Annotated in this window: 13 protein-coding genes; 10 read left to right on the top strand and 3 right to left on the bottom strand. The window is 68.7% G+C overall.

The genetic code is table 11. The annotated features are described in order from the left end of the window. Window positions 1–73 precede the first annotated feature (73 nt). Window positions 74–1192: a GuaB3 family IMP dehydrogenase-related protein gene (locus ELQ90_RS11385; RefSeq protein ID WP_128495550.1), complete on the top strand. Its 1119-nt coding sequence runs from the start codon at window positions 74–76 to the stop codon at window positions 1190–1192. Between the two features lie 50 nt (window positions 1193–1242). Further along, on the top strand, window positions 1243–2973 hold the full coding sequence (locus ELQ90_RS11380; RefSeq protein ID WP_128495403.1) for a glycerol-3-phosphate dehydrogenase/oxidase: 1731 nt from the start codon (window positions 1243–1245) through the stop codon (window positions 2971–2973). A gap of 34 nt (window positions 2974–3007) precedes the next feature. On the opposite strand, the gene ELQ90_RS11375 is transcribed toward ELQ90_RS11380, so the two are convergent. After that, window positions 3008–3955, bottom strand: a complete 948-nt coding sequence (locus ELQ90_RS11375; RefSeq protein WP_128495402.1) for a hypothetical protein — start codon at window positions 3953–3955, stop codon at window positions 3008–3010. 272 nt (window positions 3956–4227) lie between these two features. Here ELQ90_RS11375 and ELQ90_RS11370 point away from each other — a divergent pair, with 272 nt between their 5' ends. The 5 genes from ELQ90_RS11370 to guaA are packed head-to-tail and all read left to right on the top strand — an operon-like array spanning window position 4228 to window position 9029. Then, window positions 4228–4755 (top strand): cation:proton antiporter regulatory subunit, encoded by a 528-nt coding sequence (locus ELQ90_RS11370; RefSeq protein WP_128495401.1) that lies wholly within the window; start codon window positions 4228–4230, stop codon window positions 4753–4755. A 3-nt stretch (window positions 4756–4758) separates the two neighbouring features. Beyond that, window positions 4759–6135, top strand: a complete 1377-nt coding sequence (locus ELQ90_RS11365; protein ID WP_128495400.1) for a cation:proton antiporter — start codon at window positions 4759–4761, stop codon at window positions 6133–6135. After that, entirely contained in the window at window positions 6122–6967 is an 846-nt protein-coding gene (locus ELQ90_RS11360; protein ID WP_166409003.1) for an SURF1 family protein, read from the top strand. Before ELQ90_RS11365 ends, ELQ90_RS11360 begins: the two co-directional genes overlap by 14 nt. A 35-nt stretch (window positions 6968–7002) precedes the next feature. Beyond that, window positions 7003–7446 (top strand): DUF3817 domain-containing protein, encoded by a 444-nt coding sequence (locus ELQ90_RS11355; protein ID WP_128495398.1) that lies wholly within the window; start codon window positions 7003–7005, stop codon window positions 7444–7446. After that, window positions 7443–9029 carry a glutamine-hydrolyzing GMP synthase gene (gene guaA, locus ELQ90_RS11350; RefSeq protein WP_128495397.1) on the top strand — a complete coding sequence of 529 codons (1587 nt, stop codon included), beginning with the start codon at window positions 7443–7445 and terminating at the stop codon, window positions 9027–9029. Before ELQ90_RS11355 ends, guaA begins: the two co-directional genes overlap by 4 nt. A gap of 80 nt (window positions 9030–9109) precedes the next feature. On the opposite strand, the gene ELQ90_RS11345 is transcribed toward guaA, so the two are convergent. Continuing rightward, complete coding sequence (locus ELQ90_RS11345; protein WP_128495396.1) at window positions 9110–9913, bottom strand: Bax inhibitor-1/YccA family protein; 804 nt, start codon at window positions 9911–9913, stop codon at window positions 9110–9112. Between the two features lie 197 nt (window positions 9914–10110). Here ELQ90_RS11345 and ELQ90_RS11340 point away from each other — a divergent pair, with 197 nt between their 5' ends. Beyond that, entirely contained in the window at window positions 10111–11133 is a 1023-nt protein-coding gene (locus ELQ90_RS11340) for a glycerophosphodiester phosphodiesterase family protein (RefSeq protein WP_128495395.1), read from the top strand. A gap of 73 nt (window positions 11134–11206) precedes the next feature. Continuing rightward, window positions 11207–13645 carry an ATP-dependent helicase gene (locus ELQ90_RS11335; protein ID WP_128495394.1) on the top strand — a complete coding sequence of 813 codons (2439 nt, stop codon included), beginning with the start codon at window positions 11207–11209 and terminating at the stop codon, window positions 13643–13645. Between the two features lie 40 nt (window positions 13646–13685). On the opposite strand, the gene ELQ90_RS11330 is transcribed toward ELQ90_RS11335, so the two are convergent. Then, window positions 13686–14474 carry an oxygenase MpaB family protein gene (locus tag ELQ90_RS11330; RefSeq protein ID WP_243696143.1) on the bottom strand — a complete coding sequence of 263 codons (789 nt, stop codon included), beginning with the start codon at window positions 14472–14474 and terminating at the stop codon, window positions 13686–13688. A gap of 183 nt (window positions 14475–14657) precedes the next feature. Here ELQ90_RS11330 and sucC point away from each other — a divergent pair, with 183 nt between their 5' ends. After that, window positions 14658–15821, top strand: coding sequence for an ADP-forming succinate--CoA ligase subunit beta (gene sucC, locus ELQ90_RS11325; RefSeq protein WP_128495392.1), 1164 nt, complete (start codon window positions 14658–14660; stop codon window positions 15819–15821). The last annotated feature ends 8 nt before the right edge of the window (window positions 15822–15829 follow it).

The raw sequence follows: 15829 nt of genomic DNA, 5'->3' as shown, positions 1-15829 counted from the left end.
GGCTCGTCCGCACATCGCGGGCGAGCCCGATCCCGTTCCCGGGGGCCCACGCCGGTAGGCTGGGCTGGTGAGCATGGAAGTTGAGATCGGCCGCGCCAAGCGCGCCCGCCGGGCATACTCGTTCGACGACATCGCGATCGTGCCGTCCCGGCGCACGCGTGACCCCGAGGACGTGTCGGTCACGTGGAGCATCGACGCGTTCCAGTTCGCCACGCCCATCATCGCGGCGCCGATGGACTCGGTCGTCTCTCCGCAGACGGCGATCATGATCGGGCAGCTCGGCGGACTCGGCGTCCTCGACCTCGAGGGTGTGTGGACGCGGTTCGAGGATCCGGAGCCCGTCCTCGCCGAGATCCGTTCGCTCCCCGCTGAGCGCGCGACGGCTCGGATGCAGGAGCTCTACGCCGCCCCGATCCGTCCCGAACTCGTCACCCAACGCATCGCGGAGATCCGCGAAGCGGGTGTGACGGTCGCGGGAGCCCTGTCGCCGCAGCGTACGCAGGAGCTCTACCGCACCGTCGTCGAAGCCGGTGTCGACCTCTTCGTCATCCGCGGCACGACGGTCTCCGCCGAGCACGTCTCCAAGAACCAGGAGCCCCTCAACCTCAAGAAGTTCATCTACGAGCTCGACGTCCCCGTCATCGTCGGCGGCGCCGCGACCTACACGGCAGCACTGCACCTCATGCGCACGGGCGCGGCGGGAGTTCTCGTGGGCTTCGGTGGCGGAGCCGCCTCGACCACGCGAGCGAGCCTCGGCATCCACGCTCCCATGGCGACGGCGGTCGCCGACGTCGCGGGCGCGCGTCGCGACTACATGGACGAGTCCGGCGGGCGCTACGTGCACGTCATCGCCGATGGTGGTCTCGGTTCGGCCGGCGACATCGTCAAGGCGATCGCCTGCGGTGCCGACGCGGTCATGCTCGGCACGACGCTCGCTCGGGCGACCGACGCCCCCGGCGGCGGATTCCACTGGGGTACCGAGGCGTACCACTCGCAGCTGCCGCGCGGTCGTCGCGTGTCGGTCGACCAGGTCGGCTCGCTCGAGGAGGTCCTCTACGGACCCGCCACGACAGCCGAGGGGAGCGCCAATCTCGTGGGCGCCTTGCGCCGGTCGATGGCCACGACGGGATACAGCGATCTCAAAGAGTTCCAGCGAGTGGAAGTGGTTGTCGCCCCCTACCCCGTGCAGTAGCGTCGAAAACGGAGCCGAGAGGTTCCCGACGAGCACGCCTGGAGGCGACGATGGCCCAGAATTCTGTATCCCGGTCCAACAAGATCGGCCCGGAGGAGCGAGCGGCGGCGATCGAGGCGCTCACGTCGAAGGAGCTCGACGTCCTCGTCATCGGCGGCGGCATCGTCGGCACGGGAGCCGCCCTCGACTCGGTGACGCGCGGCCTCTCGACCGGCCTCCTCGAAGCACGCGACTGGGCGAGCGGCACGTCGAGCCGGTCCTCGAAGCTCGTGCACGGCGGAATCCGCTACCTCGAGCAGCTCGACTTCGGGCTCGTCCGTGAAGCGCTCATCGAGCGTGGGCTGTTGCTGCAGCGCATCGCCCCCCATCTCGTGAAGCCGGTGCGGTTCCTCTACCCGCTCACGAAGCCGGTGTGGGAGCGCTTCTACATCGGTGCGGGGATGTTGCTCTACGACATCTTCAGCTACTCGGGAGGGCGTCCCCCCGGCGTCCCCCACCACCGCCACGTGACGAAGCGTCAGATCCAGCGATCGATCCCGTCGCTCGCCGCGAGCGCGTTCACGGGTGGCCTCACGTACTACGACGCCCAGGTCGACGACGCCCGCTACGTCTCGTCTCTCGCCCGCACGGCGTCGTTCTACGGCGCCCATGTCGCGAGCCGGGTCAAGGTCGAGGGCTTCGTGAAGGTCGGGCAGCGCGTCGTCGGCGTCGAGGCCCACGACCTCCAGACGGGCGAGCGCTTCGAGATCCGGGCCAAGCAGGTCGTCAACGCGACGGGCGTCTGGACGGACGACACGCAAGCGATGGTGGGGGAGCGGGGCCAGTTCAAGGTCCGCGCCTCGAAGGGCGTGCACCTCCTCGTACCGCGCGACCGCTTCCAATCGACGATGGGCATGATCCTCCGCACGGAGAAGAGCGTGCTCTTCGTGATCCCGTGGGGTCGGCACTGGATCATCGGCACGACGGACACCGACTGGAACCTCGACAAGGCGCACCCCGCGGCGACGGCCGCCGACATCGACTACATCCTCGAGCACGTCAACCAGGTGCTCGCGGTCCCCCTCACGCGCGAGGACGTCGAGGGTGTCTACGCCGGACTCCGACCACTCCTCGCGGGTGAGAGCGACCAGACCTCGAAGCTCTCGCGCGAGCACATCGTCACGCACTCGGTGCCGGGACTCGTCGTCGTCGCCGGCGGCAAGTGGACCACCTACCGCGTCATGGCGAAGGACGCCATCGATGCCGCGGCCGACGCTCTCGACGGCAAGATCCCGCCGTCGACGACGCAGGACATCGCCCTCCTGGGAGCCGAGGGGTATCAGGCGGCCTGGAACAAGCGCGGGAAGATCGCGCGAGCGTTCGGCGTGCACAAGGTGCGGATCGAGCACCTCCTGAATCGCTACGGCGTCCTGACCGACGAGCTGCTCGACCTCGTGCGCACCCGACCGGAGCTCGCCGAGCCGCTGCCGGGCGCCGACGACTACATTCAGGCCGAGGTCGTGTACGCCGCATCGCACGAGGGAGCACTGCACCTCGAGGACGTCCTCGCGCGCCGCACGCGCATCTCGATCGAGGCGTGGGACCGCGGCGTCTCCGCTGCACCTGTCGCGGCGGCCCTCATGTCGGAGGTCCTCGGGTGGGACGAGGGGCGCACGCAGAGCGAGGTTCAGAACTACCTCAAGCGTGTCGCGGCGGAACGCCTGTCACAAGAGCAGCCGGACGACGCCTCGGCCGACCGCGTCCGTCTGCAAGCGCCCGACATCGCCTCCGTGACCGACTGACCCAAAGAGCTACACCCGTACGAGGGCGCCAGGTCTACCTGGCGCCCTCGTTGCCGCCGAGGCGCCGTCGGGGGACTCCTGCACGACTGACCAGGTCGAAGAGTCGAGGGGCGGGCCCCGTGAGATCGCCCCACGTCGCCCGCACGACGCGGAGACCGAGGGCTCGGAGCCGGTCCTCTCGGCGCTTCTCGCGCCAGACCACCTCCTCGGGAGCTCCATCGGTGTATTCGGGAGCCGCATACTTCCGCATGCCGTCGAATTCGAGAACGATTGCGGCGTCGAGCCACGCGAAGTCGACGAATCCGACGAGCCCGTCGCAGTCATCGACCCGGAGTTGAAGGGTCGGAGCGACGAATCCCGCGTCATGAAGGAGTAGACGGACGAGGGATTCCCCTCCGTTCGCGGCCTCGGGGGCGACGATGGCGAGCAGAGTCCGTGACTGATGCGACCCGCGACCCGTTCCGAGTCGATGATCCTCCTCGAGCAAGCGATCCCTGGTCGTGAGGCCGAGTCGGACGGCGTGGTCCGCCATCGACAGCGCGGAGGCGCGGGAGCCGATTCGTGCGACGTCGACGATCGTCCGCTCGAGACTCGTGCAGCGGACGCCGTCGATCACGTCGACCTCGGGCGAATGAGAGGTTCGGTGTCGCGTGTAGACGCCGCTCGATCGGCCGCCGCCGCGCTCGGAGACGACCGTGTGGACGGTTTCGGGCCACCCGCCGACGATCGGAAGGCGCCTCAATGCTGCTGCGGAGTAGTGGCTGAGCGTCGGCGTCGTCGGTGAGCAGGCGAGAGTCGCGTGTATGAAGGCGCGATAGCGCTCATCGTGGCCCATGCCGGCCCAGTCGTTGCTCGGGATGTAGACGCCGCGACGCACACGCTGCAGGTCGAGTCGCGGGTCGGTCGGTCGTGCGCGGCCACTCGTGCGACGTGCGGAGGACAACTCGAAGGGGATGTGCGGTGATTCGAAGAGTGATGGCATGCCCAGAGGATGGCGGTGCTCATCCTCGGTGTGACACGACGTGGCGGAGCTGGGTGTCGGTGGGGCACGCTGTCGGTTGTCAACGACAGGTTGCCATACGCTCCGAGGGCGCCTCCTTGGTACCGGGGGCGCCTCTCGTACATGGCGCCCTCGTGCGGGTGTGACTGTGTGGGGAGGGGATTTCGCGTGAGGCGTACGGCGGGACCGCCCGACCCGGACGGCGCGCCGCGCCGGACGGGTAGGCTGGAGATACTCGAGAGAAGGAGGGTGCGATGGTCGACGTTCGGAGGGTGAAACTCCCCGGTGTCGGTGTCCTGCACTCCTTCATCACCGACGACGGCGGCAAGGTCGGCGTCATCGCCCACCGCTCCGGCCACAGCGACCTCATCACGTTCTCGGACGACGAGGACGGCTCGGACGCCACCAAGGTGTCGCTGCGGCTCTCGGAGGACGAGGCGCACACGCTCGCCGAGCTGCTCGGCGGCACACGCATCACCGAGTCGCTCACGGCGCTCGATCAGCTTCCCGGCCTCTCGATCGACTGGTTCACCGTCGACTACGAAGACCACATCGCCGGCCAGCCGCTCGGCGACCCCGCCGAGCACGGCATCATCGGTCTCACGGTCGTCGCCGTCGTGCGCGGCGAATCGACCAACCCGGCTCCGGCGGCCGACTTCCGCGTCTTCCCTGGCGACATCCTCGTCGTCGCGGGCAGCCCGGAGAAGGTGGCGAAGGCGTTCTCGTTCTTCCGCACGGGAGAGGCGAAGAAGGCTCCCGTCGACGCGTCGCCCGGGAACTAGCGCATGCCGCTTGCCGCCGCCGTCGAGGGATCGCATTTCGGCGCCGACATGGTCGTCGTCGGGCTCCTGTTCGTCCTCGCGTGGGGCCTCGGGCGTCTGGGGAAGCTCATCGGGCTCCCCGCCATCCCCGTCTATATGCTCGTGGGTCTGCTCGCCTCCCCCTACACGGGTTGGTTCCCGCTCGACCTCGAGGGCGACTACATCGGGCTGATCGCGGTCATGGGTCTCGTCCTCCTGCTGTTCAACCTCGGGCTCGAGTTCGACCAGGACGAGTTCTTCGGCAACGCCGGCAAGCTGCTCGTCTCCGGTGGCACGTACATCCTCGTCAACATGGCCGTCGGGCTCGGCTTCGGCTTCCTCGTCGGGTGGGGTACGCCGGAGGCCCTCATCATCGCGGGCATCACGGCGACCTCGTCGAGTGCGATCGTCACGAAGCTCCTCATCGAGCTCGGTCGTCTCACCAACCGGGAGACCCCGATGATCCTCGGGATCACGGTCGTCGAGGACGTGTTCATCGCGATCTACCTCGCGATCGTCGGTGTCGTGCTCTCAGGCGAGACGGAACTCTGGCCCGTCGTCGGTCGGCTCGCGCTGTCCTTCACGTTCATCGTCGTCATGTTCGCCATCGCGCGGTTCGGCGGTCGCGTCGTCTCGCGACTCATGCGGACGAAGGACGACGAGCTGTTCACGATCCTCTTCTTCGGGCTCGCCGTCCTGTTCGGCGGCATCGGCGAACTCCTCGGCGTGACCGACGCCATCGGGGCATTCCTGATCGGCCTCGTCCTCGGGGCGACGCGGTTCCGCAACCGGATCGAGACGATCGCCGTGCCGCTTCGCGACGTGTTCGGCGCCTTCTTCTTCCTCAACTTCGGGCTGGCGCTCGACGCCTCGGCGTTCGGCGGGGTGCTCGTGCCCGTGCTCGCCGCGGTGCTCATGACCGTCGTCCTCAACATCGTCGCCGGCCAGGTCGTCGCCCGACTGAACGGCCTCGGCGCCCAGGAGGGCATCAACACGACGGTCATCCTGCAGAACCGTGGAGAATTCGCGCTCATCCTCGCGACGCTCTCGCTCTCTGCGGGTCTCGACGAACGCATCCAGCCGTTCGCCGGACTCTACGTCCTCATCCTCTCGATCGGCGGTCCCATGCTCGCGGCGCAGTCCGAGCGCATCGGTGGGGTCCTCCTCGGCAGTCGGCGTCGCAAGCGCCGCGGCGCCGCCGGTTCGACCGCGACCACGCCTCGCGCGGCTCGCCCGAACGCCATGACGGCGGAGGAGATCGCGCTCGTGGAGGCGGCGATGTCGGGGGAGCCCGGAGAACGCTCCTCGTCCGATCACGAGCGTGACGAGCCCGTGGCGGGTGGTCATCGTGACACGAACTGATCCCCTCGTCGACGAGGACCGCATCGTGCCCGACGCGCCGCTGTGGCGCACCCTCGCGACCCCGCGGTGGCTCGCGCTGCTCGCCCTCGCTCTCGTGATCGCCGGGGCGTTCGCCGCCCTGGGCCAGTGGCAGCTGTCGCGCGCGGTCGACTCCAACGATCCGGGGCTCGCGATCGGTGCGGAGGAGCTGCCGACGCGGATGGAGGAGGTCGTCCGCCCCGCCGAACCGATCCGCACGGACGACGTCGGTCGCCTCGTCGACGTCACCGGGCAGTGGGTGAGCGGGGACTTCCTCGTGATCGACGATCGCGTGAACGACGGCGAGACCGGGTGGTGGGTAGCGGGGCACCTCGCGACGGGGGAGGACGCCGCCGGGCCCTCGCTCCCCGTGGCGCTCGGCTGGACCGCTGACGAGGAGACGGCGACGCGCGTGGCGGACGAGTGGAACGCCGGCGGCGCGCCCGCCGGCGTCGTCACCCTCACGGGACGCATCGTCGATTCCGAGGCGCCTGAGCTCCCGGACGAGGACGTCGACGACCCCTTCGCCATGACGACGCTCTCCGAAGCGGCCCTCGTGAACATCTGGCAGGAGACGGCGTCGCCGGAGATCTACAGCGTCAACCTGATCTCGGCCGACGCCCCGACGGGGCTCGACCCCGTCTTCTCGCCGCGTCCCGAGGCGCAGACGACTCTCAACTGGCTCAACGTCTTCTACGCCGTCGAATGGGTCGTCTTCGCGGGCTTCGCCGTGTACTTCTGGTACCGCCTCGGTCGCGACGCGTGGGAGCGCGAGGCCGAGGAGAAGGCGCTCGCGGAGTCGTCCGGCCCGTGACGGTCGCTACGGCGACGGACGACTAAACTGGCACCATGCCCCTCGAACCACGCGAAAGCGACCTGCCGCGCGTCCGCGGTGCCCTCCGCTTCTACAAGGTCGCGTCGATCATCACGGGCGTGATGCTCCTCCTGCTGTGCCTCGAGATGATCGTCAAGTACGGCCTCGGCTACGAGCTCGAGCTCGGCGGCCCCTACGGCGTCCTCGCCTTCGTTCCGCGAGACACGGCCGTCGCCGTGAACCTCTCCACCGGAATCCTCATCGCTCACGGCTGGTTCTACGTCGTCTACCTCTTCAGCGACTTCCGGCTCTGGTCGCTCATGCGCTGGCCCTTCTGGAAGTTCCTGCTCATCGCGGCAGGCGGCATCGTCCCCCTGCTCTCCTTCTTCCTCGAGGCCCGGATCGGCCGCGAGGTCACCTCGTACCTCGAACGCCGAACCGCGGCGTCGTCCCCGTCAGTGGAGGCCACGACAGCATGACCGACCACCTTCCCGAAGGCCCGAGGCCCGTCCTCGTCGTCGATTTCGGAGCCCAGTACGCCCAGCTGATCGCACGCCGCGTGCGCGAGGCCGGCGTCTACTCCGAGATCGTGCCGCACTCGATCTCCGCGGAGGAGATCGCCGAGCGGAACCCCGTCGGCATCGTCCTATCGGGCGGTCCGTCGAGCGTCTACGAGGAGGGTGCGCCGTCGCTCGACCCGGCGGTGTTCGACCTCGGCGTCCCGACGCTCGGCATCTGCTACGGCTTCCAGGTGATGGCGACCGCACTCGGCGGCACCGTCGCTCGCACGGGAGCGCGGGAGTACGGCTCGACCGATGCGAACGTCGCGATCGAGGGGGGCACCCTGCTCCACGATCAGCCGGCCGACCAGACGGTGTGGATGAGTCACGGCGACTCCGTCGCCGCGGCCCCCGAGGGGTTCACGGTGCTCGCCTCGACGGCGTCGACGCCCGTGGCGGCCTTCGCGAACGACGAGCGTCGCCTCTACGGCGTCCAGTGGCACCCCGAGGTGAAGCACTCGGCGTACGGCCAGCGCGTCATCGAGAACTTCCTGCACCGCGGAGCGGGCATCGACCCCGACTGGAATCCCGGCAACGTCATCGCCGACCAGGTCGAGCGGATCCGTGCCCAAGTGGGGACCGGCAAGGTGCTCTGCGGCCTCTCCGGCGGGGTGGACTCGGCCGTCGCCGCCGCGCTCGTGCACGAGGCCGTCGGAGACCAGCTCGTCTGCGTGTTCGTCGACCACGGTCTGTTGCGACGCGACGAACGCCGCCAGGTCGAGGAGGACTTCGTCGCCTCGACGGGTGTCCGTCTCGTCACGATCGACGCACGCGAGCAGTTCCTCACGGCGCTCGCCGGCGTCAGCGACCCCGAGCAGAAGCGCAAGATCATCGGCCGCGAGTTCATCCGCACCTTCGAGAAGGCCCAGGCCGACCTCATCGCGGAATCGGTCGAGGAGGACGGCGATCCCATCGGCTTCCTCGTGCAGGGCACGCTGTACCCGGACGTCGTCGAGTCCGGTGGCGGCACTGGCACGGCCAACATCAAGAGCCACCACAACGTCGGCGGTCTGCCGGAGGACCTGCAGTTCGAGCTCGTCGAGCCCCTCCGCACCCTGTTCAAGGACGAGGTGCGCGCGATCGGTCGCGAGCTCGGTCTCCCCGAGGTCATCGTGGGACGTCAGCCGTTCCCCGGTCCGGGCCTCGGTATCCGTATCGTCGGCGAGGTCACGCAAGAGCGTCTCGACCTTCTGCGCGAGGCCGACGCCATCGTGCGCCAGGAACTCACGGCGGCCGGTCTCGACACCGAGATCTGGCAGTGCCCCGTCGTGCTGCTCGCCGACGTCCGCTCGGTCGGCGTCCAGGGCGACGGTCGCACGTACGGCCACCCGATCGTCCTGCGCCCGGTCTCTTCGGAAGACGCCATGACGGCGGACTGGACGCGACTGCCGTACGACGTGCTCGCGCGCATCTCGAACCGCATCACGAACGAGGTCGACGGCGTCAACCGCGTCGTGCTCGACGTCACGTCGAAGCCACCGGGAACCATCGAGTGGGAATGAGCACCCGTTCCCGCTCGTGAAGCGGGAACGACGAAGGGCCGGGAGAATCCTCCCGGCCCTTCGTGTTGGTGACGCGTCGGTCAGTCGCGAGCGATCGCGAACATGCGCAGCAGTTCCATGTAGAGCCAGATGACGGTCACCATGATGCCGAAGGCGCCGGACCAGCCGTACTTGCGGGGAGCGCGGTTGCGCACGCCCTGCTGGATCATGTCGAAGTCGAGCACGAGCGAGTACGCGGCCATGAGGACCACGAACACGCCGAGGAGGACACCGAGGGGGATGCCCATGATCTCGACCTGGCTGCTGAGACCGAAGGGGCTGTCGATCGCGCCGAACATGACGAGGCCGACGTTCACGAGCGAGAAGACGGCGTAGCCGACCATCGCGATCAGGAAGATCTTCGTCGCACGCTTCGAGGCGCGGATCTTGCCGCTCGCGAAGAGGGCGAGCGTGACGCCGACGACGACGAGCGTCGCGATGACCGCCTGGCTGACGATGCCGGGCCACTGCATCTCGAAGAAGCTCGAGATGCCGCCGACGAACAGGCCCTGAGCGCCCGCGTAGGCGAGGATCAGCGCGGGAGACGGCTCGCGCTTGAAGATGTTGACGAGGGCGAGCACGAACCCGACGATCGCGGCGGGCACGGCGAGGACCGGGATGATCCATCCGACGACGGCCGCGACGAGGAGGACTCCGAAGGAGATGCCCGTCTTGGCGATCGTGTCCTCGACGGTCATGCGATCCGTCTGCGTGGAGCCCGCCGCCGGCCGGTTGTACATCTGGACGAGTTCCTCGGCGCTGAGGCCCTGCTGCGCGTGGTTCAGCGTCGCAGCCTGACCCCCCTGGAACGCGTTGTTTCTAAAGGCGGGGTTGTTGGAAGCCATTGCTGTAGTCCTACTCTCAGTCGGTGCGGCTGGGATGCGGCGCTTCCTGTGCGGGAGCGATGCGTCCACGCTATCCCACAACGCTGAGAGACTGCTTGCGATTCCCGCGTCTTTCCGGGGCAGAACCGGGTGTGAACGGAGGTCGTCCACCGGTTGACGGGCCTCTCGCGACCGGCTCGCTCGTTAGGGTTGGGGTCATGCCGTCAGCCTCTCGCGCGACTCCTCTCATCATCGGTCACCGAGGTGCTCCCGGGTATCGTCCGGAGCACAGCCGGTCGAGCTATGAGCTCGCCTTCGCCCTCGGGGCTGACTCGGTCGAGCCCGACGTCGTCGCGACGAAGGACGGCGTGCTCGTGCTGCGTCATGAGAACGAGATCTCCGGGACGACGGACGTCGCCGATCGACCCGAGTTCGCGCACCTGCGGACGACCAAGACGGTCGACGACGCCGAGCTCACGGGGTGGTTCACCGAGGACTTCACGTGGGAGGAGCTCAGCACGCTCACCGTCCGCGAGAGGATCCCCGGCGTGCGTCCGTCGTCGGCGTCGTTCGACGGAACGCAGGGCGTCCTCCGGCTGAGCGACCTCGCCGAGGTCGTCGATGCGGCGGCGGAGCAGCAGGGGCGCCCGCTCGGGATGACCGTCGAGATCAAGCACGCGACGTACTTCGAGGGCCTCGGGCTGCCGCTCGACGAGCTGGTCGCCGCCGAACTCTCCCGCATCGGCTGGAACGGCCGGTCCGAGCTGGTCGTGGAGAGCTTCGAGAAGACGGTGCTCGTGGGGCTCGCCGCGCGAGGCGTCTCCGCGGAGTTCGTCTACCTCGTCGAGCGCTCCGGAGCGGCGGCGGATCTCGTCGCGCGCGACGGCGGCGCGGCGACGACGTACGCGGCGGAGCTGACCGACGCGGGCCTCGACGCCCTCGTCGGCGTGGTGCACGGCGTGAGCGTCGACAAGCCGCTCGTGCTGGGCGACGACGACGCTGCCGGGACGACGGATCTCGTCGATCGACTGCACGCTCGGGGGCTGACCGCCTACGCGTGGACGCTCCGGGCCGAGAACCGTTTCCTCGCGCCGCGGTTCCGGCGGGGTGCTGCGGACGCCTTCGGCGACTGGCAGTCCGAGTTCCAGGCGGTGCTCGGCACGGGTATCGACGGCGTCTTCGTCGACCACACGGACCTCGGTGTCGCCGCTCGGGATGCTCTCGTCGACCGTCGCGGCTGACCGTTCGTCTGCCGTGCTCCGTGCACCTGGGCGACGAAGGAGTGTCGGACCCCGCCGGTAGACTGGAGGGGACATGTCGAGCAGCTCTTCTCCCGCCCAGACCCCCTCCTCTCGCGAATCGGTGACACCGCTGATCGTCGATTCGTCGACCCCGGTGCGGACGGGCCGGGCACAGGGCGACGGCCGCGGCGACCCGCTCCTCGACGGGCTCAACCCGCAGCAGCGTGAAGCCGTCGAATATCGCGGCCCTGCGCTGCTCATCGTGGCGGGAGCCGGTTCGGGCAAGACGAGCGTGCTCACGCGCCGCATCGCGGGGCTGCTGCGTTCGCGTGAGGCCTTCCCCAGCCAGATCCTCGCCATCACCTTCACGAACAAGGCTGCGGCCGAGATGCGCGAACGTGTCGGCCACCTCGTCGGCCGCGAGGCCGACGGCATGTGGATCTCCACGTTCCACTCGGCCTGCGTGCGCATCCTGCGCCGTGAGGCCGAGAACTTCGGCTTCAAATCGGGCTTCACGATCTACGACTCGGCCGACTCGCGCGTGCTGCTCAAGCGCATCATCAAGGACCTCGACGCCGACGTCCTCGGCTTCACCCCCGCCAACGCCGGTGCACGCATCTCGAAGCTCAAGAACGAACTCGGCGACGTCGACTCGTTCGCCCGCAACATGAACGTCGGCGACCCCAACGAGGTCGCCTTCCTCGAGATCTTCCGCCGCTACACGCGCGAGCTCACGGCGGCCAACGCGTTCGACTTCGACGATCTCATCAGTCAGACGGTCTTCCTGTTCCGGGCATTCCCGCACATCGCCGCGCTGTACCAGAGGCGCTTCCGCCACGTCCTCGTCGACGAGTACCAGGACACGAACCACGCGCAGTACTCGCTCATCCGCGAACTCACGCGGCCCGTTCCGGCCGACGTCGTGGCGCGGGCGGGCTTCGACACCCCCGTCCGCACGGGCGACGGCTCGATCCCCGGAGCTTCGCTCACCGTGGTGGGCGACTCGGACCAGTCGATCTACGCGTTCCGCGGCGCGGACATCCGTAACATCGTGGAGTTCGAACGTGACTTCCCGGGTGCGACCGTCATCCTGCTCGAGCAGAACTACCGCTCGACGCAGAACATCCTCTCGGCGGCCAACGCGGTGATCTCCAACAACTTCGACCGCAAGGACAAGAAGCTGTGGACGGCCGTCGGCGACGGCGACAAGATCGTCGGCTACACGGGGTACACCGGTCACGACGAGGCGCAGTTCGTCGCCGACGAGATCGAAAAGCTCCATCGCGAGGGCATGGCGTACAGCCAGATGGCCGTTTTCTACCGCACCAACGCCCAGACGCGAGCGCTCGAGGAGATCTTCATCCGTTCGGCGCTGCCGTACCGCGTGATGGGTGGCACGAAGTTCTACGAGCGCGCCGAGATCAAGGACGCCATGGCCTACCTCACGGCGGTCGTGAATCCGGCGGACGCCCTCGCCGTGCGACGCATCCTCAACACCCCGAAGCGCGGCATCGGCCCCGCGACGGAGACGCAACTGCAGAACTTCGCGGACAACGCCGAGACGTCGTTGCGCGAGGCGCTCCGCGAGGCCGACACCCTCGGTTTCGGCCCGAAGGTCGCCGGCTCCATCCGCACGTTGAGCGCGCTCCTCGACGAGGCCACAGCCCTCGCCGCTCAAGGAGAGGTGAGCGACGTGCTCACGCTGCTCGTCACGAAGAGCGGGCTCGTCGACGCCCTCCGCATGAGCCGCGATCCCCAGGACGAGGCTCGTGCCGAGAACATCGAGGAACTCGTCGCCGTCACGAAGGAGTACGAGCGCAACAACCCCGACGGGACGCTCGTCGACTTCCTCACCGAGGTGTCGCTCGTCGCTGCGGCCGATGAGCTCGACGACTCGTCCGGCACCGTATCGCTCATGACGCTGCACACGGCGAAGGGGCTCGAGTTCGACGCGGTCTTCCTCACAGGCGTCGAAGAGGAACTCCTGCCGCACAAGATGTCCGCGAACGAACCGGGCGGCCCGGCCGAGGAACGGCGTCTCTTCTACGTGGGCATCACCCGCGCACGCAAGAAGCTGCACCTCTCGCTCGCGATGTCGCGTGCCCAGTTCGGCGAGACCGCCGTGGCGATGCCGAGTCGTTTCCTCCAGGAGATCCCGGACGACCTCATCGAGTGGCGTCAGTCGCCCGGAACAGCGCGTTCGCGCGGCGGCTTCGGTCCCGGGGCGCTCAACGGGCCGCGCGGGTGGAAGGGACCGAACAACGACCGCGACGGCGGCTTCGCCCTGCCGCGAGCCGAGAAGAAGGTATGGCCGAACGCCGTCACGGGCACCGTCAGGGACAACGGCGACCTCGAACTCGCGGCGGGCGACCGCATCCGCCACACCGACTTCGGCGAGGGACGCGTCCTCGCCGTCACAGGCGAGGGTTCCAAGCGGGTTGCCCACGTCGCCTTCGACGCCGCGGGCCAGAAGAAGCTCCTCATCAAGATCGCCCCGATCGAGAAGCTGTAGTCGGCTCGAGCGGGAGCGAGCGCTCGTCCCGACCGCGTGATCAGGCGCGTCGTCGGCGATGACGTCGCAGGGAGCTGATCGCAGGTGCGTGGCGCAGTCCGGCCGGGATGATCGGCCACACGATGCGGGTCGAGCCGAGGACGGCGTCGAGAATGCGCTGTCGCCACGGGCTCCACGGCAGGCCGAACTGCCGCCGGATCCGCTCGTCGAGCAGACCCGTCGTGATGAGGCGTGCGAGCGGCATCACGGCGCGCAACCACAGAGGAGCCCCGGGCGGCCGGGGGTGCAGCAGATCACGCGCGACCCCTCGCGCCTCCTCGCTCACGACGAGGGTGGCGATGCGCTCGTCCCACCACGACCGGAAGTCGGTCGTCGTCGCCGGCCACAGCTCCGCGGGCATCCCGAGGGCCGTGCCGAGCACGGCGTACTCGCGATACACCCGCTCGGCGGCGCCCGGGTCGAGCGGGCGGAGGACGAGGTCGTGCATCGTCATCGCGGAGTCGTACAGCGTCGCCGCGACCCACAACTGCAGCCGTGCGTCGTCCGCTGCGTAATCAGGCGACTCTCCCGGCTCCGACCGGACGGGCGTGTGCGCCCGCTCGACGTGCCGGCGGGCGGCCGCGCGTTCTGCCGCGGTACCGAACACGACGAGGTAGACGTAGTCGAGCGTCCCGGTGAGCCGGCGGAGCGGGGCCGCCACGAAATCGCTGTGACGGGCGACTCCGGCCGCGACGGCAGGATCCGCGAGCTGCAGGAGGATGGCGCGCCCGCCGGCCGCGACGATGACGGCTTCGGCAGCGATGTCCCTGATCCCGCTGTTCCTGATCACCCCGACGCGCCTCATCCGGTCAATCGTACGGACATCGCGAGCGCGACCCAGGGCCGTCCCGACAGGAGCCTCCGTTCGAGCGGAGTAGAGTGGGAGGCGGCTTTTTCCCCCGGATCGCGACCCGTTGCGGGGGTGGGCCGAACGGTCACGACCACAATGCATCGACGCGGATAGGAACATCACGTGGACCTCTACGAGTACCAGGCCCGAGATCTCTTCGAGAAGTACGAGGTGCCGGTGCTCCCGGGCATCGTCGCGACCACGCCGGAGGAGGTGCGCGCCGCGGCCGAGAAGCTCGGCGGCGTCGTCGTCGTCAAGGCGCAGGTCAAGGTCGGCGGCCGCGGAAAGGCCGGCGGCGTCAAGGTCGTGAAGAACCCCGACGAGGCGGAAGAGGCCGCGAAGGCGATCCTCGGCCTCGACATCAAGGGTCACACCGTGCGCACCGTCATGGTCGCCGCCGGTGCCCGCATCGCCCAGGAGTTCTACTTCTCCGTGCTGCTCGACCGCGCCAACCGCTCGTACCTCTCGCTCACGAGCGTCGAGGGCGGCATGGAGATCGAGCAGCTCGCCGTCGAGAAGCCAGAGGCCCTCGCGCGTATCGAGGTCGACCCGATCACCGGTATCGACGCGGCGAAGGCCCGCGAGATCGCCCTCGCGGCGAACTTCCCGGCCGAGCTCGTCGACAAGGTCGCGGACGTGTTCGTGAAGCTCTACGCCGTCTACACGGGCGAGGACGCGACTCTCGTCGAGGTCAACCCGCTCGTGCTCACGGAGGACGGCGACATCATCGCGCTCGACGGCAAGGTCTCGCTCGACGAGAACGCGGAGTTCCGCCACCCCGAGCACGACGAGCTCAAGGACACGGCCGCCGAGGACCCCCTCGAGCTCAAGGCCAAGGAGAACGACCTCAACTACGTCAAGCTCGACGGCCAGGTCGGCATCATCGGCAACGGCGCCGGCCTCGTCATGTCGACGCTCGACGTGGTCGCGTACGCCGGTGAGGCGCACGGCGGCGTGAAGCCCGCGAACTTCCTCGACATCGGCGGCGGAGCGTCGGCCGAGGTCATGGCCGCCGGTCTCGACGTCATCCTCGGCGACGAGCAGGTCAAGAGCGTCTTCGTCAACGTCTTCGGCGGCATCACGGCGTGCGACGCGGTCGCCAACGGGATCGTGAAGGCTCTCGAGATCATCGGCGACGGCGCGACGAAGCCTCTCGTCGTCCGTCTCGACGGCAACAACGTCGAGGAGGGCCGCCGCATCCTGCGCGAGGCGAACCACCCCCTCGTGACCCTCGCCGCGACCATGGACGAAGGCGCCGACAAGGCCGCCGAGCTGGCCAACGCGTAACCGGACGA

Origin of the sequence: Labedella phragmitis (genome assembly GCF_004078635.1) — a bacterium.
GTDB lineage: Bacteria > Actinomycetota > Actinomycetes > Actinomycetales > Microbacteriaceae > Labedella > Labedella phragmitis.
This window is presented reverse-complemented; position numbering and strand designations above follow the sequence as displayed.